At 65.8% G+C, this 21,292-nt stretch carries 23 protein-coding genes; 15 read left to right on the plus strand and 8 right to left on the minus strand.

Translation table 11 applies throughout. From position 1 onward, the window contains the following. Positions 1–143 precede the first annotated feature (143 nt). The 6 genes from thyX to BW970_RS10975 all read left to right on the plus strand — a co-directional run bounded on the left by thyX (position 144) and on the right by BW970_RS10975 (position 6,138). Complete coding sequence (gene thyX / locus BW970_RS10950) at positions 144–1,055, plus strand: FAD-dependent thymidylate synthase (RefSeq protein WP_076531243.1); 912 nt, start codon at positions 144–146, stop codon at positions 1,053–1,055. A gap of 197 nt (positions 1,056–1,252) precedes the next feature. Next, positions 1,253–2,242, plus strand: coding sequence for a pyruvate dehydrogenase (acetyl-transferring) E1 component subunit alpha (gene pdhA / locus BW970_RS10955; protein ID WP_076531244.1), 990 nt, complete (start codon positions 1,253–1,255; stop codon positions 2,240–2,242). Between the two features lie 12 nt (positions 2,243–2,254). After that, complete coding sequence (locus BW970_RS10960) at positions 2,255–3,646, plus strand: pyruvate dehydrogenase complex E1 component subunit beta (RefSeq protein ID WP_076531246.1); 1,392 nt, start codon at positions 2,255–2,257, stop codon at positions 3,644–3,646. A 12-nt stretch (positions 3,647–3,658) separates the two neighbouring features. After that, positions 3,659–5,005, plus strand: a complete 1,347-nt coding sequence (locus tag BW970_RS10965) for a pyruvate dehydrogenase complex dihydrolipoamide acetyltransferase (protein ID WP_076531247.1) — start codon at positions 3,659–3,661, stop codon at positions 5,003–5,005. A gap of 59 nt (positions 5,006–5,064) precedes the next feature. After that, positions 5,065–5,541 (plus strand): CAP domain-containing protein, encoded by a 477-nt coding sequence (locus tag BW970_RS10970; RefSeq protein WP_076531689.1) that lies wholly within the window; start codon positions 5,065–5,067, stop codon positions 5,539–5,541. 78 nt (positions 5,542–5,619) lie between these two features. Next, positions 5,620–6,138, plus strand: coding sequence for a CAP domain-containing protein (locus BW970_RS10975; RefSeq protein WP_076531249.1), 519 nt, complete (start codon positions 5,620–5,622; stop codon positions 6,136–6,138). Here BW970_RS10975 and BW970_RS10980 read toward each other — a convergent pair whose 3' ends face one another. The 5 genes from BW970_RS10980 to BW970_RS11000 form a co-directional block, all read right to left on the minus strand. Continuing rightward, positions 6,139–6,792 carry an N-acetylmuramoyl-L-alanine amidase gene (locus BW970_RS10980; RefSeq protein ID WP_076531251.1) on the minus strand — a complete coding sequence of 218 codons (654 nt, stop codon included), beginning with the start codon at positions 6,790–6,792 and terminating at the stop codon, positions 6,139–6,141. Further along, positions 6,793–7,509, minus strand: a complete 717-nt coding sequence (locus BW970_RS10985; protein ID WP_076531252.1) for a hypothetical protein — start codon at positions 7,507–7,509, stop codon at positions 6,793–6,795. A 32-nt stretch (positions 7,510–7,541) separates the two neighbouring features. Continuing rightward, positions 7,542–9,020 carry an Asp-tRNA(Asn)/Glu-tRNA(Gln) amidotransferase subunit GatA gene (gene gatA, locus BW970_RS10990; protein ID WP_076531254.1) on the minus strand — a complete coding sequence of 493 codons (1,479 nt, stop codon included), beginning with the start codon at positions 9,018–9,020 and terminating at the stop codon, positions 7,542–7,544. Further along, entirely contained in the window at positions 9,017–9,307 is a 291-nt protein-coding gene (gene gatC, locus BW970_RS10995; RefSeq protein ID WP_076531255.1) for an Asp-tRNA(Asn)/Glu-tRNA(Gln) amidotransferase subunit GatC, read from the minus strand. The genes gatA and gatC overlap by 4 nt, the downstream gene beginning before the upstream one ends. Before the next feature lie 67 nt (positions 9,308–9,374). Continuing rightward, positions 9,375–10,034, minus strand: a complete 660-nt coding sequence (locus tag BW970_RS11000; protein ID WP_076531257.1) for a ceramidase domain-containing protein — start codon at positions 10,032–10,034, stop codon at positions 9,375–9,377. A 156-nt stretch (positions 10,035–10,190) separates the two neighbouring features. On the opposite strand from BW970_RS11000, the gene BW970_RS11005 reads away from it, so the two are divergent. Further along, positions 10,191–10,883 carry a metal-dependent hydrolase gene (locus BW970_RS11005; RefSeq protein ID WP_076531258.1) on the plus strand — a complete coding sequence of 231 codons (693 nt, stop codon included), beginning with the start codon at positions 10,191–10,193 and terminating at the stop codon, positions 10,881–10,883. Between the two features lie 42 nt (positions 10,884–10,925). Here the strand turns inward: BW970_RS11005 and BW970_RS11010 are convergent, their stop codons facing one another. Further along, the gene (locus BW970_RS11010) at positions 10,926–11,366 is read right to left on the minus strand and encodes a DsrE family protein (protein ID WP_076531260.1); all 441 of its coding nucleotides are present in this window, start codon (positions 11,364–11,366) and stop codon (positions 10,926–10,928) included. Positions 11,367–11,441: 75 nt separating this feature from the next. Then, the gene (locus tag BW970_RS11015) at positions 11,442–11,894 is read right to left on the minus strand and encodes a nucleoside deaminase (protein ID WP_076531261.1); all 453 of its coding nucleotides are present in this window, start codon (positions 11,892–11,894) and stop codon (positions 11,442–11,444) included. A 140-nt stretch (positions 11,895–12,034) separates the two neighbouring features. Here BW970_RS11015 and BW970_RS11020 point away from each other — a divergent pair, with 140 nt between their 5' ends. The 6 genes from BW970_RS11020 (at position 12,035) to BW970_RS11045 (ending at position 18,733) form a co-directional block, all read left to right on the plus strand. Then, on the plus strand, positions 12,035–13,189 hold the full coding sequence (locus tag BW970_RS11020) for a pseudouridine synthase (protein WP_076531263.1): 1,155 nt from the start codon (positions 12,035–12,037) through the stop codon (positions 13,187–13,189). Between the two features lie 194 nt (positions 13,190–13,383). Next, complete coding sequence (locus tag BW970_RS11025) at positions 13,384–14,262, plus strand: 5-bromo-4-chloroindolyl phosphate hydrolysis family protein (protein WP_076531265.1); 879 nt, start codon at positions 13,384–13,386, stop codon at positions 14,260–14,262. A gap of 43 nt (positions 14,263–14,305) precedes the next feature. Beyond that, positions 14,306–15,466 carry a toxic anion resistance protein gene (locus tag BW970_RS11030; RefSeq protein ID WP_076531266.1) on the plus strand — a complete coding sequence of 387 codons (1,161 nt, stop codon included), beginning with the start codon at positions 14,306–14,308 and terminating at the stop codon, positions 15,464–15,466. A 1-nt stretch (position 15,467) separates the two neighbouring features. Beyond that, positions 15,468–16,430, plus strand: coding sequence for a DUF2927 domain-containing protein (locus BW970_RS11035; RefSeq protein ID WP_076531268.1), 963 nt, complete (start codon positions 15,468–15,470; stop codon positions 16,428–16,430). An 81-nt stretch (positions 16,431–16,511) separates the two neighbouring features. Continuing rightward, the gene (locus BW970_RS11040; protein WP_076531691.1) at positions 16,512–17,603 is read left to right on the plus strand and encodes an SPFH domain-containing protein; all 1,092 of its coding nucleotides are present in this window, start codon (positions 16,512–16,514) and stop codon (positions 17,601–17,603) included. Positions 17,604–17,626: 23 nt separating this feature from the next. After that, positions 17,627–18,733 (plus strand): TFIIB-type zinc ribbon-containing protein, encoded by a 1,107-nt coding sequence (locus BW970_RS11045; RefSeq protein WP_076531269.1) that lies wholly within the window; start codon positions 17,627–17,629, stop codon positions 18,731–18,733. Between the two features lie 15 nt (positions 18,734–18,748). Here BW970_RS11045 and BW970_RS11050 read toward each other — a convergent pair whose 3' ends face one another. Then, complete coding sequence (locus tag BW970_RS11050) at positions 18,749–19,063, minus strand: DUF6476 family protein (RefSeq protein ID WP_076531271.1); 315 nt, start codon at positions 19,061–19,063, stop codon at positions 18,749–18,751. Between BW970_RS11050 and BW970_RS11055 the strand changes: the two genes are divergently transcribed. Together BW970_RS11055 and rpoH are read left to right on the plus strand one after the other, a co-directional pair. Then, positions 19,062–20,102 (plus strand): RluA family pseudouridine synthase, encoded by a 1,041-nt coding sequence (locus tag BW970_RS11055; protein WP_076531272.1) that lies wholly within the window; start codon positions 19,062–19,064, stop codon positions 20,100–20,102. The genes BW970_RS11050 and BW970_RS11055 overlap by 2 nt on opposite strands. A gap of 232 nt (positions 20,103–20,334) precedes the next feature. After that, complete coding sequence (gene rpoH, locus BW970_RS11060) at positions 20,335–21,231, plus strand: RNA polymerase sigma factor RpoH (protein ID WP_076531693.1); 897 nt, start codon at positions 20,335–20,337, stop codon at positions 21,229–21,231. The last annotated feature ends 61 nt before the right edge of the window (positions 21,232–21,292 follow it).

Here is a 21,292-nt window from a genome sequence, read left to right on the forward strand (position 1 = left end):
ATGGTGCAGAAAGGTCGCGCAGCCCGCCCCCCACCTCGCGCCCGACAGGGCAGACGGGCTTTCGCAATCGCCCCCGATCACGTAAGGACACTGTCGGAGGCGCCACCGCCCCCACCCCTGCTGACAGCCGACCGGAGGCCCCGATGCCGCTTACCCCCGAACAGCTCGCCGAGATCGAGGCCCTACGCGCCACCCCGCGCCCCACCCTGCGCGCCGTCTCCGAAGGGATGGAGGCGCATCTCTACCGCGCCCACCAGGTGCTCGACCACGGGTTCATCCGCGTCATCGACTACATGGGCGACGATGCCGCCATCGTGCAGGCCGCCCGCGTGTCCTACGGCGCCGGCACGAAACATGTCAGCAATGACGAAGGGCTGATCCGCTATCTGATGCGGCACTGGCACTCCTCGCCCTTCGAGATGTGCGAGATCAAGCTGCATGTGAAACTGCCGGTCTTCGTCGCCCGTCAATGGATCCGGCACCGCACGGCGAACGTCAACGAATACTCCGCGCGCTATTCCATCCTCGACCGCGAATTCTACATTCCGGCCCCCGACCAGCTTGCCGCACAATCGCGGGTCAACAACCAGGGCCGTGGCGCCGTGCTGGATGGCCCCGAGGCCGCGCGGGTGCTCGACATCCTCAAGCGCGATGCGGCGCAAAGCTATGACAGCTACGAATCGATGCTGAGCCAGGACGGCCAGCAGGGACTGGCCCGCGAACTGGCCCGGATGAACCTGCCAGCCAACATCTATACCCAGTGGTACTGGAAAACCGACCTGCACAACCTGTTCCACTTCCTGCGCCTGCGCGCCGATGCCCATGCCCAATACGAAATCCGCGTCTATGCCGATGCGATCTCGGCCTGCGTCAAGGATTGGGTGCCCCTCGCCCATGCCGCCTTCGAGGATTACCGCATGGGCGGGACCACGCTTTCCGCCAAGGCGATCGAGACGCTAAAGCGCCGCCTGGCCGGCGAAAGCGTGACGCAGGAAGCCTCGGGCATGAACAAGGGCGAATGGCGCGAATTCGTGGCACTCTGGGGCGAGGCCTGAGGCCCCGCCACGGCCGCCTGTTCATCTTGCCAAAAATACCCCCGCCGGAGGCATCCCCCCGTGCCGCCCGCGCCGTCCGATGACCGGACAGCGCGGGCCTTGGCTTGGCCTGTCCCGCATTTTCACTTGCCCCATCGACAGGCTGCGGATAGTTTAACGCTAAACTATTCCACACCAGTCGAGGGGAGGGACTTGCCGTGGCAGCGAAGAAGCCGGCCGACAAGCCGAACGTATCCAAAGACGACCTGCTGAAATATTACCGCGACATGCTGTTGATCCGGCGGTTCGAGGAAAAGGCCGGCCAACTTTATGGCATGGGCCTGATCGGCGGCTTTTGCCATCTCTACATCGGCCAGGAGGCGGTGGTCGTCGGGCTCGAAGCCTCGTCCAAGGAAGGGGACAAGCGCGTCACCTCCTACCGTGATCACGGCCATATGCTGGCCTGCGGCATGGAGGCGCGCGGCGTGATGGCCGAACTCACCGGGCGCGAGGGCGGCTATTCCAAGGGCAAGGGCGGCTCCATGCACATGTTCTCCAAGGAGAAACATTTCTATGGCGGCCATGGCATCGTGGGGGCGCAGGTGCCGCTTGGCGCCGGGCTGGCCTTTGCCGACAAGTATCTGGGCAATGACAATGTCACCTTCACCTATTTCGGCGACGGGGCGGCGAACCAGGGCCAGGTCTATGAAACCTACAACATGGCCGAACTCTGGGATCTGCCGGTGATCTTTGTCATCGAGAACAACCAGTATGCCATGGGAACCAGCGTCAAACGCGCCACCAAATCCACCACGCTGTATGAACGCGGCGTCGCCTACGGCATTCCGGGCGAACAGGTCGATGGCATGGATGTGCTGGCGGTGAAGGCGGCGGGCGAAAAGGCCGTGGCACACTGCCGGGCGGGCAAGGGCCCCTATATCCTGGAAATGATGACCTACCGCTACCGCGGCCATTCGATGTCCGACCCGGCGAAATACCGCACACGCGAGGAAGTGCAGAAGATGCGCGACGAACGCGACGCCATCGAACATGTGCGCGATCTGCTGATCCAGGGCGGCCATGCCACCGACGACGACCTCAAGGCGATCGACAAGGACATCAAGGCAATCGTCAACGATTCGGCCGAATTCGCCAAAGAGAGCCCCGAGCCCGCGCTCGAGGAACTCTGGACCGACATCTACGCCTGAGGGGGGAGAACCATGGCAATTGAAATCCTGATGCCCGCACTTTCTCCCACGATGGAGGAAGGCACATTGGCCAAATGGCTGGTGTCCGAGGGCGATACCGTCAAATCCGGCCAGATCATCGCCGAGATCGAAACCGACAAGGCCACGATGGAATTCGAGGCTGTCGATGAAGGCACCATCGGCAAGCTGCTGGTGGCCGAAGGCACCCAAGGCGTGAAGGTCAACACCCCCATCGCCACGCTGATCGCAGAGGGCGAAAGCGCCGACGCCAGCGCGCCCGCAGCGGCGCCAGCCGCTGCCCCCGCGCCTGCGGCCACCGCGGCTGCCGCCCTGGCAGCTGCGGCTCCCGCCCCGGCACAACCTGCGCCGGCCGCGCCTGTCGCGGTCAAGACCGTCGCACCCGACTACCCAGCCGGGACACCGACCAAGACCATGACCGTGCGCGAAGCCTTGCGCGAGGCCATGGCCGAAGAAATGCGCGGCGATCCGACCGTCTTTCTGATGGGCGAGGAAGTCGGTGAATACCAGGGCGCCTACAAGATCTCGCAGGGTCTGCTGGATGAATTCGGCGCCAAGCGGGTGATCGACACGCCGATCACCGAACACGGCTTTGCCGGCATCGGTGTGGGCGCGTCCTGGGGCGGGCTGAAACCGATCGTCGAATTCATGACCTTCAACTTCGCCATGCAGGCGATTGACCATATCATCAATTCGGCGGCAAAGACGCTTTACATGTCGGGTGGCCAGATGGGCAGCCCCATCGTATTCCGTGGCCCCAACGGTGCCGCTGCCCGCGTGGGCGCCCAGCACAGCCACGATTACGCGGCGTGGTATGCGCAGATTCCCGGCCTCAAGGTCGTCATGCCCTATTCCGCTGCCGATGCCAAAGGTCTGCTGAAATCGGCAATCCGCGATCCGAACCCCGTGGTCTTTCTGGAAAACGAGATCCTCTATGGCAAGTCCTTCGACGTGCCCGTGCTCGAGGATTTCACCATCCCCTTCGGCAAGGCCCGCATCTGGCGCGAGGGGACGGATGTCACCATCGTGTCCTTTGGCATCGGCATGACCTATGCGCTCGAAGCCGCCGACCAGCTGGCAAAAGCGGGGATCAGCGCCGAGGTGATCGACCTGCGCACCCTGCGTCCCATCGACTATGACACGCTGGTCGCCAGCGTGCAGAAGACCAACCGCTGCGTGACCGTCGAAGAGGGTTTCCCCGTCGGGGCCATCGGCAACCATCTGTCGGCTTATCTCATGACCCATGCCTTCGATTACCTCGACGCGCCGGTCCTGAACTGCACCGGCAAGGACGTGCCGATGCCCTATGCCGCGAACCTCGAAAAGCTCGCGCTTGTCACGACCGCCGAGGTGGTCGAGGCCGTCAAATCCGTCTGTTACCGCTAAGGAGAGGGGACCATGGCAACCGAAATCCTGATGCCCGCGCTGTCTCCGACGATGGAGGAAGGGACACTCGCCAAATGGCTGGTGTCCGAGGGCGATACCGTCAAATCCGGCGACATCCTGGCCGAGATCGAAACCGACAAGGCCACGATGGAATTCGAGGCTGTCGATGAAGGCACCATCGGCAAGCTGCTGGTGGCCGAAGGCACCCAAGGCGTCAAGGTCAACACCCCGATCGCCACGCTGCTTGAAGATGGCGAAAGCGCCAGCGCGGCCCCTGCGCCCAAGGCCGCCGCTGCACCGGCGCCAACATCGGCACCGGCCAAACCCGAAGCTGCCGCCACACCGGCCACGACGGCAGCCCCGGCCGCCGCACCGGCCCCGGCCGCCACCGGCGGCAAACGCGTCTTTGCATCGCCCCTTGCGCGGCGCATCGCGGCGGAAAAGGGGATCGACCTGTCCGGCGTCGCCGGGTCCGGCCCCAATGGCCGCATCGTGCGCGCCGATGTCGAGGGGCTGAGCGCCACGCCTGCCCCGGCACCGGCGTCCGCTGCCGGGCCTGCTGCGACGCCGACCCCGGCCACCACCGCACAGGCCGCGCCTGCCCCGGCCAAGGCCACCGCATCCACAGGCCCAACCGCCGATCAGGTGGCCAGGATGCTGGACGGCCGCGCCTATGACGAGGTCACGCTTGACGGAATGCGCCGCACCATTGCCGCGCGCCTGTCCGAGGCCAAGCAGACGATCCCGCATTTCTACCTGCGGCGCGGTGTGCGTCTGGATGCGCTGATGGCCTTCCGCGAACAGTTGAATGCCAGCGTGGCCAGCCGTGGGGTGAAGCTGTCGGTCAACGACTTCATCATCAAGGCCTGCGCGATGGCGCTGCAACAGGTGCCAGATGCCAACGCGGTATGGGCAGGCGACCGCATCTATCGGCTCAAGCCATCCGACGTCGCAGTGGCCGTGGCTGTCGAGGGCGGGCTGTTCACCCCTGTGATCAAGGATGCGCATCTGAAATCGCTGTCGGCCCTGTCCGCCGAAATGAAGGATCTGGCCGCCCGCGCGCGCACCAAGAAACTGGCGCCGCATGAATATGTTGGCGGCTCGATGGCCATATCGAACCTGGGCATGTTCGGGATCGAGAATTTCGATGCCGTGATCAACCCGCCCCACGGCTCGATCCTGGCGGTGGGCGCCGGGCTGAAACAGCCCGTGGTCAAGGCCGATGGCAGTCTGGGCGTGGCCACCGTCATGTCGATGACGCTTTCGGTCGATCACCGGGTGATCGACGGCGCATTGGGGGCCGAGTTCCTCAAGGCCGTTGTCGATCTGCTGGAAAGCCCGATGGCCATGCTGGCATGATGACGGGGGGCGGGCAACCACTGCCCGCCCTTTCTGCCGACATCAGCGGAGCGTTCAAGATGCGCCTTGCCCTTGTACTGTCCTTGCTGCTGGCCGGTCTCGCCAGCACCGCGCCCGCCCTGGCGCAAGGCACCTGTGCGGCAACACTCGCCACCAAGACCGAGGCTGAGGTTCTGGCTGCGGTCAATCGCCTGCGGGCCGGGGCCGGGATCCGCGCGTTGCAGGCCAACCGACAGCTGGCGCTGGTTGCACAGGCACATGCCTGCGACAATGCCGCGCGCAGCAGTTACAGCCATACCGGGTCCGATGGCTCTGATCTGGCCCAGCGCCTTCGACGCGGGCAGTATGACTATCGGGACGCGGCAGAGAACACGGGCCTTGGCCATGCAACCGTTCAGGCCATGGTCGATTTCTGGGCACGTTCACCCGGCCACAGGGCAAATCTGCTGAACCCGGCCCTGACCGAGGCCGGTCTTGGCCTGAGCCGCACGGCGAAGGGCCGCAATGTCTGGGTGCTGGTGCAAGGGCGCCGGTGACACGAAACGCCGCCATCGCGTCGAAATTTGGCCCCAATACCTGCTTAGCGGTGCAGGGTACCGTCGAAGGAGGTTGGAGTGCACCGCCCGAGTCTTGTCGTGTTCCTGGCCTTGCTGACAGGTTGCGTCAGCGTGACCAGCACCTCTGCGCCGCGCCCCTCCGTTCTGGCCATGGCGCCTGCATATATCTGCGCCGCCGATCCGGCCCTTGTGCAGGAACAGGCGGCCTTGCTGGCCGAAATCAACCGTGCACGCGCCGATGCGGGCCTGCGTCCGGTGCGCCCGGATGCCCGGCTGGCCGCCGCCGCCCATTCCCACGCCTGCGACAATGCGCAGCGGGCCTTTCTGGGGCATCAAGGGTCTGACGGGTCGCGCCCCGGCATCCGCGCCTTGCGGGCCGGGTATGATTACCGGATGGTGGCCGAGAATCTGGGGCTTGGCTTTCACAGCGCCCCACAGGCGATGTTCTACTGGATGCGCTCGCCGGGCCATCGCAAGAACGTCCTGGCTGCCGACGCGACCGAAGCCGCGCTTGGCCTGACCACGACCTCTGCCGGGCAGTTGACCTGGGTGCTGATGATGGGCACCCCACGCTAGCTAGGGCGCAAAGCGCCGCGCCAGATCCAGCGCCATGGCGGCGTCCCTGGCATCCGTCGGCCCCTTGGCCCATGGCCGGAACCGCAGACGAAACGCCGAAAGCCGCAGTTCAGGGGACACTGCGGCCGGATAGCCAAAGGCCCGCGCCGCCGCATCAAAGGCGGCAGGCGGTGCCGCGCCGCCCTCGTCGGGCCAAACCGAAAGCCCCGCGCGTGCCAGCCTGCGCCAGTCGAAACGCGCGCCCGGATCCGCCTTGCGCCCCGGCGCCATGTCGGAATGGCCGATCACGCCCTGGGGCGGAATGCGCCAGCGCGCCAGGATCCCGCGCAAAAGCTGCTCCAGCGCGAGAACCTGTGGTTCGGGAAAGGGGTGGTCGCCTCGGTTGGCCAGTTCGATACCGATCGAGCGCGAATTGATGTCGCCCTGCCCGCCCCATTCCCCGGCCCCGGCGTGCCAGGCGCGCTTGGTCTCGGGCACCAGCGCATCGACTGCGCCGGTCTCAGAGATCAACCAATGCGCAGAAACCTCGGAGGCGGGGTCGCACAGCCGATCCCGTGCAGCCGCACAGCTTTCCATGGCGGTGTAGTGCACGACCACAAGCGACGGGCGCAGGCCGTCCCGCCGTTCGCCGAAATTCGGCGAAGGCGCGGCCACCTAGTTCAGACCGGCCCGGAAGGGGCGCGGATCCCAGCCACATGCAAAACCGTCCCCGTCGGGATCTACGCCCATCGGATCACGCTGGGGGCCGCCGCGACGCAGGAATTCGATCTGGGCCAGGTCGGCCGAGGAAAACGGTGCACAGGCCTGTTCATAGCTGCGGAACCGGATGCCCGACCGGCTGTACATCTTGGTTCCCGGTGCATGGCTGGTCGATGTGGCGAACTGCGCGATATTCGGACCGACATCCCCGCTGCGCTGCGGCAGCGCCGTGGGCTGCACGACCACATACTGCTCGCGCTGACGGCGCAGGCGCTCGGCATCGGATTCGATGGTCTCGCGCGAGGCGACGGCGGAAAACTCCTGCTCGTCGGAAATCCCGGAACGGGCCATCTCGCCCCCTTCGGTCCGGATACCGGCCGGTGCATCGCCACGCGGCCGCGCCCCCTCGGGCAGGGCCGAGGCGGTTGCCAGCGGTGTGGTTGCCAGTGGCGTGGTCGGCAAGGTGCCGCCGATAGGGCTGGCAGAGACGGACTCGGTGCTGATCGCGGGGCCGCTGACCATGGGCTGCCCACCATCGGCCAGTTGCGCGTCACGGCGGCGCATGTAGTCGGAATAGCTTTCAAACCCGACCCCACGCGCGGAATCGGGCACCTCGGGCTGGCAGGCGGCCAGCGCGGTCAGACAAACAGCAGTCAGGGCAAGGCGGTGCATTCGGGCCTCGGAAGTTCGTTCAACGGCGGCCCTTACCACCATTTTTCCGGTTTGGCCACAAAGCCTGCCGCACGTTCCAGCACATGGGCGTGATTGAGCAACCCTGCCTCGTCCCAGGGGCGTCCGATCAGTTGCAGGCCCAACGGCAACCCCTTGGCATCCAGCCCGACCGGAACCGAGATTCCGGGCAGACCGGCCAGGTTCACCGTAACCGTGAACACGTCGTTGAGATACATCTCAACCGGATCGGCATTGGCCATCTCGCCCAGGCCAAAGGCCGACGACGGGGTGGCCGGGGTCAGGATTGCATCGACGCCAGCCTCGAACACCTGTTCGAAATCGCGCTTGATCAACGCGCGCACCTTGCGGGCACGGTTGTAATAGGCGTCATAGAACCCCGCCGACAGCACATAGGTGCCGACCATCACGCGGCGCTGCACCTCGGCGCCAAAGCCTTCGGCGCGGGTTTTTTCGTACATGTCAACGATACCGTCGCCCTGCGCCAGCTTGGCCCGATGGCCATAGCGCACACCGTCATAGCGCGCGAGGTTGCTGGAGGCTTCGGCCGGCGCGATGACGTAATAGGCGGGCAGCGCGTATTTCGTATGCGGCAGGCTGATATCCACAATCTCGGCGCCCGCGTCCCTGAGCATCGCGGTGCCGTCGTTCCACAGCTTCTCGATCTCGGCAGGCATTCCGTCCATGCGGTATTCGCGCGGGATACCGATCTTCTTGCCGCGGATATCCCCGGTCAGCGCAGCCTCGAAATCCGGCACCGGAATGTCGGCGCTGGTCGAATCCTTCATGTCGTGGCCTGCCATGGCGCCCAGCATGATCGCGGCATCGCGCACCGTCTTGGTCATCGGCCCAGCCTGATCGAGGCTGGAGGCAAAGGCGACAATGCCCCAGCGGCTGACACGCCCATAGGTCGGCTTGATCCCCACGATGCCGGTAAAGGCCGCAGGTTGACGGATGGACCCGCCGGTATCGGTGCCCGTGGCGGCAAGGCACAGGTCCGCCGCCACCGCGCTGGCCGACCCGCCCGATGACCCGCCAGGGGTCAACAGCCGGTCATCCACCTTCCAGGGGTTGACCGCATTGCCATAGCACGAGGATTCGTTCGAGCTACCCATGGCGAATTCATCCATGTTCAGCTTGCCCAGCATCACCGCACCCGAGGCGAACAGCTTGGCCGTGACGGTCGATTCATATTCCGGCTTGAACCCGCACAGAATGTTCGACGCGGCCTGCGAGGGCACGCCCTTGGTGCAGAACAGATCCTTGATGCCCAACGGAATGCCGCACATTGCCGGGGCATCGTCCGCCTTCAGCCGCGCATCCGCCGCCCGAGCCTGTTGCAACGCCAGATCGGGGGTCTTGTGCACATAGGCCCCCAGCGCATCGCCCGCATCCATCGCGGTCATGCAGGCCATGGTCAGGTCTTCGGCAGTGAAGTCACCCTTGCGCAGCGCGTCGCGGGCTTCGGCAATGGTCAGGCTGTTCAGGGTCATTCCACCACCTTCGGCACGGCGAAAAAGCCCTCGCGGGCATCGGGAGCGTTCTTCAGAACCTTGTCGGGATAGCCCCCGTCCGTCACCTCGTCGACGCGGCGTTTCAGCCGCATCGGCGTGACCGATGTCATGGGCTCGATGCCGTCCACATCCACTTCGTTCAGCTGTTCCATGAAGGTCAGGATACCCGACAGCTGCTCGGCCAGTTGCGGCAACTGGTCTTCGGCCACGCGGATGCGGGCAAGATGGGCCACCTTGCGGGCGGTGGAAATGTCGATGGTGGACATGGGTGCCTCCGTCTGTCGGGTTCCGTTTAGCGGCGCGGCCGCAAGGGTGCAAGGCACGAGGAGCGGGCTATGCCCCCCGCCTGGCCATATGGCGGCGCCAGACCTCGATCATCCAGCCCAGCATGACCGCATTCAGGATATGCCACAGGAAATGCGTGCCCAGCGGCAGCACCCCGCAGACCGGCATGTCCAGCGTGCGAAAGGTCAGCGAGACGACCAGAAGTGCCGCGCCAAGCGTCAGCCCGCGTGCCGTTTCGGGCGCCCGCCGCCGCAGTACCCAGGCATAGGCCGCGATCAGCACAGGCACAGGCGCATAGCCCGCCGATGACCCAAGCCCCGGAATCATGGAAAACAGCGGCACTGTCAGCGCGGCATAGGGCACAAAGGCCACCGTCACCACCCCCGCCACCCAAGGCCGGGCCCCAAGGTAATCCCGCGTCGCGGCAAAGACATACAGCAGGATAAACCCCAGGATCGGCAGCACATCCATCAGCCCGGTCAGTCGGTTGGCATGGGTATGGAACAACCACGACCCCACCCCGATCACCGCCAGAGTGACCGCCATCGCCTGCCCGGTCGGGCGCCCCGCCACCCGTGGCCAGACGATCGCCGCTGCCACGATGAAGGCCAGATTGGTCAGCGCATTCACCGGCTCGGACCAATATTCCGGCCCCGTCCGTTCACAATAGCTGTTCACCGGCGCCAGCCAGCCCGTCGCGTTTGTCATGGAAACTCCGTGATTGCCTGCGTAAGGTGGCGCACCTGCGCGGTTCGCTCAAGCCCCGGCCCCCGTTTTTGGCACGGACGGGTGAACCGGGCCGCGTCCCCCGGCGTACTTCCCGGCAGACGCCCGCCCCCGCGCGCCAGACTGAAAGGACACATGATGAAGATCACCTGGCTTGGCCACTCCGGCTTTCGCATCGAGATTGGCGACCAATGCCTTCTGGTTGACCCCTGGCTGACCAATCCGATGTTTCCCGCCGACGAACGGTCCAATGCGATCGCCGGTGCAACAGCCGTTCTGGTCAGCCATGGTCATGGCGACCACATCTCGGACGCGCCGGGCATTGCAAAGGATCGGGGAATCCCGCTGGTCGGCAAATACGACCTGACCACCTGGGTCGAAGCGCGCGACGGGTGCAAGACCATCGGCTTCAACAATGGCGGCACGATCAAGCTTGGCGATGTGAACGTGACGATGGTTGCCGCCTCGCATTCCTCGTCGTTCTCGGGCGAACAGGGGCCGATCTATCTTGGGGCGGAAAACGGCTATATGATCGAACATGCCGGGCGCACGATCTATTTCTCGGGCGATACCGACGTGATGGCCGACATGGGCGTGTTCAATGACCTGCACGCGCCGGAAATCGGCATCCTGTCAGCAGGTGGCCATTTCACCATGGACATGAAGCGCGCAGCCTATGCGGCGCGCAAGTTCTTCAACTTCCAGACCATCATTCCGTGCCACTACCGCACCTTCCCGCTGCTCGAACAATCGGCAGATGCCCTCAAGGCAGGGGTGGCGCCCGGCGTGCGGGTGATAGAGCCGCAGGTCATGCAGCCGATCGTCCTGTGACCCCGCAGCGGGGCAGGCCAGCCGCCTGCCCCGCTGCCCGGATCACGGCCTCAGATAGGCATAGCCTTCGTATTGCAACTCCATCAGCCGCACCGCGCCCGATGGCACGGTCTCGGCCTCGTCCAGCAGCGGAACATCCTTTTGTGTGCGTTGCCGGATGGATTCCACCGTATTCAGACAAGCGGAAAACCTGATCGTCTCATGCTGCATCGACAGATCGACGATCCGCGATGCCACCGGCGAAATATCCTTGCGCAGCATTGTCAGACCCGGCCCATAGGTCACGATCTCGACCGTCGCGGTCTGCCCAAGCGCCTGATAGTGGCTGATGATGTTCACGGCATTGTTCAGCGCCATGTTCATGGTCGCCTGATCATCCTGATCGACATGGATGGCCACTTTCGGCCCTGCCCCGTCGGCCAGCGCCATGCTGCCAGCCACAAGCGCCGCCACCGCCCCGGCAATGAATGTCCTGCGGATCATACGAACCTCCCCTTTCGTATAAACATATGAATATTGCCAGATGATCCTGCCGCCACGCATCTGGCAACGATTCGCTCACCGGCGGCCGGAAAAGAACCCGGTCAACAGCGCCGCCGCCTCGGCAGCGCCGATACCATCGTAGACCTCGGGAACATGATGGCACTGGGGATGCGCAAAGACGCGCGGCCCCTGGGCGACCCCGCCGGATTTCGGATCGGCCGCGCCATAGTACAACCGCGCGATCCGCGCGGCCGAAATCGCACCGGCACACATCGGACACGGCTCCAGCGTCACGTACAGGTCATGGCCCGGCAACCGCTCGCCCCCCGCCACGGCACAGGCGGCGCGGATGGCCAGCACTTCGGCATGGGCCGTGGGGTCGTTCAACTCTCGCGTGCGGTTGCCCGCTTGCGCCACCACCTGTCCGCCCGGCGCCACCACCACGGCGCCCACCGGCACCTCGCCCCGCAGGGCCGCCGCGCGCGCCTCTGCCAAGGCCAGATCCATGTAGCTGCGAAAGGGGCTCATGCCGGAGTTCTGCCCCGGCGCCGATCAAAGGACAAGCCGCCTTGCCCCTTCGGCCTGATACAAATATCCTCGGGGGTCCGGGGGCAGAGCGCCGCCGGGGTATCCAGTCCCGCGCCACGCCGGGCGTAGCAGAGCCCGCCATGTCCCGCCGCCCGACCGATACGCCCGCAAGAACCGGGGCCGCGCCCCGCCCGCCAAAGGCCAAGGCGTCGCCCCTGCCCCCAGCCGCCGAAACGGCAAAGCCCAGTGGCGACCGCATCGCCAAGGTTCTGTCACGGGCCGGCGTCGCCTCGCGCCGTGATGCCGAACGGATGATCGCCGAAGGCAGGGTCAGCGTGAATGGCAAGGTGCTTGACAGCCCTGCCCTCGATGTCACCCCGAAGGACCGGATCACGGTCGACGGCGCGCCGCTGGCCCCGCCCGAACCGCCCCGCGTCTGGCTATATCACAAGCCCGAGGGGCTTGTGACCACCGCACGCGACGAACAGGGCCGTGCCACCGTGTTCGACCACCTGCCCGAGGATCTGCCAAGGGTCATGACCGTCGGACGGCTGGATCTGAATTCCGAAGGGCTGCTGCTGCTGACCAATGACGGCGGGTTGAAACGGCGGCTGGAATTGCCCTCGACCGGCTGGCTGCGCAAATACCGCGTGCGGGTCAACGGGCGCCCCGAGGACAGCCAGTTCGAACCGCTGCGCAAGGGGATTGTCGTGGACGGCGAAAACTTTCAGCCGATGACCGTCTCGCTGGACCGGCAGCAGGGCGCGAATGCCTGGCTGACCATCGGCATCCGCGAAGGCCGCAACCGCGAGATCCGCCGCGCGATGGAGGCGGTCGGCCTGGCCGTGAACCGGCTGATCCGCGTCAGCTATGGCCCCTTCCAGTTGGGCGAGTTGAAACCCGGCGAAGTGGCAGAGATCCGCCCGCGGATGCTAAAGGACCAACTGGGCCTGGACGAAACCCCGATGCCGCGCCCTGAAGGCACGCCGCGTGGGGCGGTCAAGGCCGGTACGCGCGCAGGCCCCGCCGGCAAGTCCGCCAGCCGCACCGCGACAGGCACCGGGGCCGGGACCGGGGCACCCGGCAAGACGGGCACGACATCCGCCGCGGCCGAACGGCGGCAGCCCGGCGCCAAAGGCCCCGGCAAGCCCGGCGCCAAGGGCGCAACGGCTCAGGGCAGATCGCGGACGGGCGATGTGGCGTCCGGCCCCCGCACCGGCGGCGGCCCGAAACCCGGCGCGCGCGGCGGGCCGACCCAATCCCCCCGCCCCCCCAAGGGCGGACCCAGACGCTAGGCAACAGGCGGCAATCTGCTGCCATGGCTTGCAAATTCCCCCCGTGGCGGGATGGATCGGCAAGCGGCGATCCCATATAGTCCTGTAGAGCACAGGCGGCTGGAGGCGCAGATGGGGCAAACGGGTATCAGACGCACGGCCTTTGTGCTGCTGGCTGCGCTGATGATCTATGCAGCCGTGACAGGAACCGGACCATGAGCCAGCGATATGGCGGCAAGTACAGTCCCGGCGCGCGGCCCGGCCCCAAGGGACAGGCGGCGCCGCTGCGGTCATCGCGGCCTGCCCGTGCGGGCGCACGGGTCAACCTGATGTTTCTGCTGCCTTTTGTGCTGCCCCTTACCGCCTTTCGGCAAGGGCCGGTCGGCCTGAGCGCCGATCTGGTGGCCTTTGGTCTGCTGCTGCTTTCCGCTTGGCTGACGCGCGAGGGCGAAAAAGCGCACGAGGCATGGGAGGCGCGCAGCATCGCCCGCCGGCCTGCGATCCCGCGCAAGATCTTCGGTTCGGTTCTGGCCGGGCTTGGCATCGGGCTGGCCGCCTGGGCGCCCGGCACGGGTGTGGTTGCCCCGATCCTGTTGGGCGCCCTGGGCGCCGGGCTGCATCTGATCGCCTTTGGCCCCGACCCCTTGTCCGACAAGGGGATGGAGGGTGTCGACAGCTTTCAGACGGAACGGGTGGCCACCGCCGTGGCCGAAGCCGAAAAGCACCTGACCGCCATGCGCGAGGCTGCCCGCCCGATTGCCGACCGCGAAATCATGGACAGGCTCGACCAGTTCGCCACCACCGCCCGCGCGATGTTCCGCACGGTGGAGAACGACCCCCGCGACCTGACCGCCTCGCGCAGGTATCTGTCGGTCTACCTCGACGGCGCCCGCGCCGCGACGGCACAGTTCGCCCATGTCTACGGCACGACCCGCGATGCGCGTGCACGTGCCGATTATCTGTCATTGCTCGACGAGTTGGACACGCGGTTCTCGCAGAAGTCCGAGACGCTTTTGTCGAATGATCGCAGCAGGATGGACGTTGAAATTGAAGTGCTGCGCGAACGCCTTGCCCAAGAGGCGCCGCGCGGCTGATCCCCATGGCGCACCGGCGCCCAGTATCCAGTAAGAGGCCCACATGACCGAAACGACCCGCAGCGCGGCCACTGCCATCCTTGCCGAAGTCGAGAACGTGACAGCCGTGGTCCTGCCCGAACCGGGCGGCGAGGTGGTGCCGCTTGCCGACGCCCCCGCCCCTGTGGCCGAGAGCATCCGCAGCCGCATGGCCGAAGTCGACCTGAGCGACGCGCAATCCATCATCGGATTCGGATCGCGCGCCCAGGCCGAACTTCAGGTCATCAGCCAGGACATGCTGACCGACGTCAAGAACAAGGATGTTGGCCCGGCTGGCGACGCCTTGGCGCAGATCGTCACGACGATCCGGGGCTTTTCGGTCAGCGAGCTGGACGTGCGCCGCAAGGCAAGCTGGTGGGAGCGCCTGATGGGCCGCGCCGCACCCTTTGCCAAATTCGTCGCGCGGTTCGAAACCGTCCAGGCCCAGATCGACAAGATCACCGAGACCTTGCTGGGACACGAGCACAAACTGCTCAAGGACATCAAGGCGCTCGACAAACTGTATGAAAAGACGCTGGAATTCTACCAGGAGCTGGCCCTGTACATCGCCGCTGGCGAAGCCAAGCTGGCCGAGGTGGACGCGACCGTGATCCCCGCCGCCGTGGCCGAGATGGAGGCGGCGACCGAAGATCAGAAGATGCTCAAGGCACAGGCCCTGCGCGACCTGCGCGCAGCCCGCGATGATCTGGAACGCCGGGTGCATGACCTGAAGCTGACGCGCCAGGTGACCATGCAGTCGCTGCCCTCGATCCGGCTGGTGCAAGAGAATGACAAGAGCCTTGTCACCAAGATCAACTCGACGCTGGTGAACACCGTACCGCTGTGGGAAACCCAACTGGCACAGGCCGTGACCATCCAGCGCTCGCGCGAGGCGGCGGAATCGATCCGCGCGGCGAATGACCTGACCAACGATCTTTTGACCGCCAATGCCGAGAACCTCCAGCAGGCCAACCGCGTTGTCCGTCAGGAGATGGAGCGCGGCGTGTTCGATATCGAGGCAGTGAAGAAGGCCAACGCCACGCTGATCGCCACGATCCAGGAAAGCCTCGTCATCGCCGACGAGGGCAAGAAACGCCGCGCGGCGGCCGAGGAGGAACTGGTGAAAATGGAAGCGGAATTGCGCGATACCCTGGCGTCGGCCAGCGGCCGGGCTGCAAAGGGCTGACATGCGCCAGCACGTCGGGCGGATTGTTCGGGGGGCAACGGGCGCGCTGGCAGTGGCGGCCCTGTCTGCCTGCGCGTTGATCGGCACGGGGGGGCCAAGCCTGCGCCCCTCGCCCCGCAGCCTGCCGCCACAGACGCAACCGCCGACGGCCGAACCTTCGGCCGCCAGCCGGGCCGTCGCGGCGCATTTCGCCAAGGTCGAGGCCGATCTGCTGGCGCGCGGCCTGTTGCGCACCGATGGGGGCGGCGCTGACACCCCCTGGGGCCCGCGCCAGATCGCCGACAATTTCGTTCGCATCGCCCTGTATGATGAATATGTCAGCGAACGCGGCCGACTGATCGCGCGCGAGGTTCCTTCGCGCCTGCGCCGGTGGGAAAAACCGATACGGATCGGCCTGCGGTTCGGTGAGTCTGTCCCCGAGCAGACACGGGCCAAGGACCGGGCCACGGTGGCGACCTATGCCGCGCGGCTGGCCCGGCATTCCGGCCTGTCGATCAGCGTGACCGATCATGCGCCGAATTACTGGATCTACGTGGTTTCCGAAGACGAACGCCCGACCAAGGGCGCGGAATGGGCGGCACTGTTCCCCGGCCTCGATCCGCGCGAACTGGAATCGGCGACGGGCATGGGGCTTTCAACTTTTTGCATGGTTCTGGCCATCTCCGATGGGGACAGCCCGATCTATTCCGGCGCGCTGGCGGTAATCCGGTCGGAGCTGCCCGATGTGCTGCGCCTGTCGTGCTTTCACGAGGAAATGGCACAGGGTCTGGGGTTGGCCAATGACTACCCGCGCGCGCGCCCGTCGATCTTCAACGATGACGAGGAATTTGCCACGCTGACCGGCATGGACGAGACATTGTTGCGCGTGCTGTATGACCGGCGGCTCAAGCCCGGTATGCGCGAGGCCGAGGTGCGCCCCTTGCTGGGGCCGATCATCGCCCAGGCCATTGGGGGTGGCAGCTAGGACCGGCGACGCGGGCAACGGGTTTGCCCATACGCAACGCCAGGCAGGACAAGGCCGGTGATCCGGCAAGGAGAATTGACGATGGTATTCGGGTTTCTGAAAGGTCAGTTCATCGACGTGATCCACTGGGTGGATGACACGCGCGACACCATGGTCTGGCGGTTCGACCGTCAGGGCCATGCCATCATGTATGGCGCCAAGCTGACCGTGCGCGAAGGACAGGCCGCGGTCTTTATCCACGAAGGGCAACTGGCCGATGTGTTCGGGCCGGGGCTTTACATGCTGGAAACCAACAACATGCCGGTGCTGACCGCCTTGCAGCATTGGGACCACGGGTTTTCGTCGCCCTTCAAATCCGAGGTCTATTTCGTCAACACCACCCGGTTCACCGGCCAGAAATGGGGCACGCGCAACCCGGTGATGTTGCGCGACCCGGAATTCGGGCCGCTGCGGCTGCGGGCGTTTGGTGCCTATTCCATGCGCGTGACCGATCCGGGCCGCTTCATGACCGAGATCGTCGGGACGGATGGCGAATTCACCACCGAGGAAATCACCGTCCATATCCGCGATGTGATCGTGCAGGAGTTTTCGCGCGTGGTGGCCAATTCGGGCATTGCCGCGCTGGACATGGCCGCGAACCTCAACCAGCTCGGCGCGCTGGTTCAAGAGGCGATGGGCCCGGCCGTGGCGCAATACGGGCTGGAACTGCCCGATTTCGTCATCGAGAATATCTCGCTTCCCGAAGCGGTGGAAAAGGTGCTGGATCAGCGCACCTCGATGGGGATCGTCGGCGACCTGAACAAATACGGCCAGTTTGCGGCGGCCGAAGCCATGGGCAAGGCCGCAGAGGCGCCCGGTTCGGCCATGGGCGCCGGGATGGGGGCGGCAATGGGGGCCGCCATGGGAATGGCTGGGCCTTGGGGGGGACGCACCGCAGCCCCGGCGCCCCCGCCGGTGCCGAACGATCCGGCGGTGGAATGGCATCTGGCCGAAAGCGGGCAATCGCAAGGGCCATTTGGCGCCGACGCGCTGCCCGGTCTGGTGGCCCAGGGGCGCCTGACCCGCGCAACCTTGGTCTGGTCGGCCGGAATGGCAGGCTGGAAAGCTGCCGGAGAGGTGCCGGCCCTTGCCGCGCTGATGGCTCGCGTGCCGCCGCCGCCGCCACCTGCCTGACACCAGACCGGAGCCTGCCCCCGATGCCCCCCGCCGCAACCAGTTGGCCCTGCGAAAGCTGTGGCGCTGCCCTGACCTTCGACCCGAAGTCGGGGCAACTTGCCTGTGGCCATTGCGGGCATGTGCAGCCCATGCCCGACCTGCCGGTGCGCGACCGCCACCGGGCGCTGGCCGAACACGATCTGGACACAGCCCTGCGGGGCGCCCTGCCCCCGTCGGCGATGGAGGAGGTGCGCGTTTCGCGCTGCCCCGGCTGCGGGGCAGAACTGGAACTGGGCGAGCAGGTCGAGGCGACGACCTGCGCCTTTTGCGCCACGCCTGTGGTCCCGCAGCAGGTGCCACACCGGGCGATCCGGCCGCAGGCGCTGTTGCCATTCGCGGTGCCAGAACGCGATGCCCGTGCTGCAATGGTCAACTGGCTGGGGCGGCTGTGGTTCGCGCCAAACGGTTTGCAGGACTATGCCCGCAAGGGTCGCCTGCTGACCGGGATCTATGTGCCGTTCTGGACCTTCGACGCCGCCACGCGCAGCCGATATGCCGGGCAGCGGGGCGATGCCTATTATGAAACCCAATGGGTGACGGTGAACGTCAACGGCAAGTCGGAACGGCGCGAACAACGGGTGCGCAAGATCCGCTGGACCGCCGTGCGCGGGTGGGTGTCACGCCGGTTCGACGATGTGCTGGTGATCGGCTCCGACAGCCTGCCGCGCGGATATACCGAGGCGCTGGCCCCTTGGGATCTGTCCGCCCTTCAGCCCCATGCGGCAGAGTATCTGTCGGGATTTCAGGCCGAAGCCTATTCGGTGCCGCTGGATCAGGGACACGGACGGGCGCGCGAGATCATGGCCGAGGTGATCACCGGCGATGCGCGCCGCGCCATCGGTGGCGACGAGCAACGGATCGAGCGGATTGATACCGACTGGTCCGAGGAGACCTTCAAGCACGTGCTGCTGCCGGTGTGGACGGCGGCCTACAGATATGGTGGCAAAAGCTATCGCTTTGTCGTCAATGGCCAGACCGGCAAGGTCAAGGGCGAGCGTCCCTGGTCGGTCTGGAAGATTGCCGTGGCCGTGGTTCTGGGGCTGGCCGTGGCGGGCGTTCTGGCCTGGGCCGGGCAGCATCTGCAATAGAGACGGCGCCGCAGATCAGGGCCGGCTCAGTGTGATCGTCTGGCGCAAGACACCCGTGCTGCGGTCATAGATCAGGATGCGGTCATCCGTCGTGGTGATTCCGATCCAGTCAGCCCCTTGCGCGACGGACAGCGCCGTCGCACCGTCGGGCAATTCCAGCATCTCGGGCACGGGCGGGGTGGGCCGTGCCGGGAAACGGGTGACAACCACGACAACCACCGCTATGACGCCCACGATCATGCTGGCGGTCAGGCCGATCACCAGCCATTGCAGCAAACGCACCGAGGCAGGCAGCGCAGTGCCCGTGCCGTCATCCGGGGTAAGAGCCATGGTGTCCGATCCTTCCAGCACGGTTCTGCGGGTCGTCCTTGCCGACGATCCGCCTGGCCGCCTTGATAAGGCCCTTGCCCGCGATGTGCCAGAGGAGGCGGCACTGTCACGCTCGCGCCTGGCCAGACTGATCGCGGATGGCGCCGTCACGCGGAACGGGGCGGTGCTGGGCGCCCGCGACAAGGTCGCCGAAGGCGAGATCATCGAGATCGTTCTGGGCGAGCCCGAAACCGTCGAGACGCTGGCCGAGGATATTCCGCTGGCGGTTGTCTGGGAAGACGCCGATCTGATCGTCATAGACAAGCCTGCGGGCATGGTGGTGCATCCGGCAGTCGGCAACCCGCGCGGCACGCTTGTGAACGCGCTGCTACACCATTGCGGGGATACGCTGTCGGGCATCGGTGGCGAACGCCGCCCCGGCATTGTCCACCGGATCGACAAGGAAACCTCTGGCCTGCTGGTCGCGGCGAAATCGGACCGCGCGCATCACGGCCTTGCCGCACAGTTCGAACGGCATGATGTGCATCGCCACTATCTCGCGCTGGTCCATGGGGTACCGTCGGTCGGTGATCCGCGCCTGCGCGGGCTGGCTGGGGTAACGGTGGAATCGGGCGGGGTGATCCGCATCGCAACGCAACTGGACCGCCACCGCGCCGACCGCCAGCGCCAGGCCGTGGTCAGCCATGGTGGCCGCCATGCCGTGACGCGCGCGCGGGTGGTCGACACCTTTGGCACCCCCCCCGCGATTGCCCTGGTGGATTGCTGGCTGGAAACCGGACGCACCCATCAGATCCGCGTCCATCTGGCCTATGGCGGACATGGGCTGGTCGGCGATCCGACCTATGGCGGCCGGCGCAAGGCCCCGGCCCGCGCGCTGGGACAGGCGGCAGAGTCCGTCGATGCCTTTCCGCGCCAGGCGCTCCATGCCGCCACGCTGGGGTTTTCGCATCCGGTGACGGGTGAGGCATTGCATTTCGAAAGCCCCCTGCCCGCCGACATGACCACCCTGATCGAGACCCTGCGCGCCCCGCGCACATGATCCTGCGGGTGTTTTCACCCTCGCGCGTGGTCACGCGCCCTGACATCCGCGTGACCCGACTGAAATCCGCAGGAACAGATGAACGGAATGCGGCATTGATCCGTATAATAGTCAGCAAATCCGCAGGATGCCCCCTCTTGAGGCTCCGGTCGGCGATGCTTACGTTAGCGTCAACGCCGGAGAAGCCGACCCCCAAGGTCAGTGCCCCGGACCAGACAGGGATGATATGACCATGAGCACATATGCCAACCTTCCCGCCCCTAGCCCCGAACAGGGGCTGAACCGCTATATGCAGGAAATCCGCAAGTTTCCCATGCTCGAACCCGAGCAAGAATACATGCTGGCCAAACGCTGGGCCGACCATCAGGACACCGAAGCCGCGCATCAGCTTGTCACAAGCCACCTGCGCCTGGCTGCCAAGATCGCCATGGGCTATCGCGGCTATGGCCTGCCGCAGGCCGAGGTGATTTCCGAAGCGAATGTGGGCCTGATGCAGGCGGTCAAACGCTTTGACCCCGAAAAGGGGTTTCGTCTGGCCACCTATGCGATGTGGTGGATTCGCGCCAGCATCCAGGAATATATCCTGCGGTCCTGGAGCTTGGTGAAGCTGGGGACGACCAGCGCGCAGAAAAAGCTGTTCTTCAACCTGCGCAAGGCAAAATCCCGCATCGGCGCCCTGGAAGATGGCGACCTGCGGCCGGAAAACGTTGCCCGCATCGCCCATGACCTGAATGTGACCGAGGATGAGGTGGTGTCGATGAACCGCCGCCTCTCGGGGTCGGATGCCAGCCTGAATGCAACCGTCGGATCCGATGGCGAGGGGTCGAGCCAGTGGCAGGACTGGCTGGAGGATGAAGATGCCGATCAGGCCGGTGCCTACGAGGCACGCGACGAGATGGAGGCACGCCTGTCGCTGCTGACGCAGGCGATGGATGTGCTGAACGAGCGTGAACGCGATGTGCTGACCCAACGCCGCCTGTCGGACGAACCCGTGACACTGGAAGATCTGTCGTCGCAATACAGTGTCAGCCGCGAACGCATCCGCCAGATCGAAGTGCGCGCCTTTGAAAAGCTTCAGGCCCGTATGACCGAACTGGCACGAGAGCGGGGAATGCTGGAACCCGCCTGACCCGGCGCCTCGCCCCCGATCGGCGATACGGCCACCCCACACCAGGGGTGGCCTTTTTCTT

Origin of the sequence: Gemmobacter megaterium, from assembly GCF_900156815.1 — a bacterium.
Lineage (GTDB): Bacteria > Pseudomonadota > Alphaproteobacteria > Rhodobacterales > Rhodobacteraceae > Wagnerdoeblera > Wagnerdoeblera megaterium.

What these genes read in the sequence shown, in the direction of transcription:
- BW970_RS10985 (WP_076531252.1), bottom strand. Translation starts at nt 7,509, where the DNA reads ATGCACCGCCTTGCCCTGACTGCTGTTTGTCTGACCGCGCTGGCCGCC.
- BW970_RS11010 (WP_076531260.1), bottom strand. Translation starts at nt 11,366, where the DNA reads ATGATCCGCAGGACATTCATTGCCGGGGCGGTGGCGGCGCTTGTGGCT.
- gatA (WP_076531254.1), bottom strand. Translation starts at nt 9,020, where the DNA reads ATGACCCTGAACAGCCTGACCATTGCCGAAGCCCGCGACGCGCTGCGC.
- BW970_RS10970 (WP_076531689.1), top strand. Translation starts at nt 5,065, where the DNA reads ATGCGCCTTGCCCTTGTACTGTCCTTGCTGCTGGCCGGTCTCGCCAGC.
- BW970_RS11040 (WP_076531691.1), top strand. Translation starts at nt 16,512, where the DNA reads ATGGTATTCGGGTTTCTGAAAGGTCAGTTCATCGACGTGATCCACTGG.
- BW970_RS10960 (WP_076531246.1), top strand. Translation starts at nt 2,255, where the DNA reads ATGGCAATTGAAATCCTGATGCCCGCACTTTCTCCCACGATGGAGGAA.
- BW970_RS11005 (WP_076531258.1), top strand. Translation starts at nt 10,191, where the DNA reads ATGAAGATCACCTGGCTTGGCCACTCCGGCTTTCGCATCGAGATTGGC.
- BW970_RS11000 (WP_076531257.1), bottom strand. Translation starts at nt 10,034, where the DNA reads ATGACAAACGCGACGGGCTGGCTGGCGCCGGTGAACAGCTATTGTGAA.
- BW970_RS10965 (WP_076531247.1), top strand. Translation starts at nt 3,659, where the DNA reads ATGGCAACCGAAATCCTGATGCCCGCGCTGTCTCCGACGATGGAGGAA.
- BW970_RS11050 (WP_076531271.1), bottom strand. Translation starts at nt 19,063, where the DNA reads ATGGCTCTTACCCCGGATGACGGCACGGGCACTGCGCTGCCTGCCTCG.
- BW970_RS11035 (WP_076531268.1), top strand. Translation starts at nt 15,468, where the DNA reads ATGCGCCAGCACGTCGGGCGGATTGTTCGGGGGGCAACGGGCGCGCTG.
- BW970_RS11030 (WP_076531266.1), top strand. Translation starts at nt 14,306, where the DNA reads ATGACCGAAACGACCCGCAGCGCGGCCACTGCCATCCTTGCCGAAGTC.
- gatC (WP_076531255.1), bottom strand. Translation starts at nt 9,307, where the DNA reads ATGTCCACCATCGACATTTCCACCGCCCGCAAGGTGGCCCATCTTGCC.
- thyX (WP_076531243.1), top strand. Translation starts at nt 144, where the DNA reads ATGCCGCTTACCCCCGAACAGCTCGCCGAGATCGAGGCCCTACGCGCC.
- BW970_RS11045 (WP_076531269.1), top strand. Translation starts at nt 17,627, where the DNA reads ATGCCCCCCGCCGCAACCAGTTGGCCCTGCGAAAGCTGTGGCGCTGCC.
- BW970_RS11055 (WP_076531272.1), top strand. Translation starts at nt 19,062, where the DNA reads ATGGTGTCCGATCCTTCCAGCACGGTTCTGCGGGTCGTCCTTGCCGAC.
- BW970_RS11025 (WP_076531265.1), top strand. Translation starts at nt 13,384, where the DNA reads ATGAGCCAGCGATATGGCGGCAAGTACAGTCCCGGCGCGCGGCCCGGC.
- rpoH (WP_076531693.1), top strand. Translation starts at nt 20,335, where the DNA reads ATGAGCACATATGCCAACCTTCCCGCCCCTAGCCCCGAACAGGGGCTG.
- BW970_RS11020 (WP_076531263.1), top strand. Translation starts at nt 12,035, where the DNA reads ATGTCCCGCCGCCCGACCGATACGCCCGCAAGAACCGGGGCCGCGCCC.
- BW970_RS11015 (WP_076531261.1), bottom strand. Translation starts at nt 11,894, where the DNA reads ATGAGCCCCTTTCGCAGCTACATGGATCTGGCCTTGGCAGAGGCGCGC.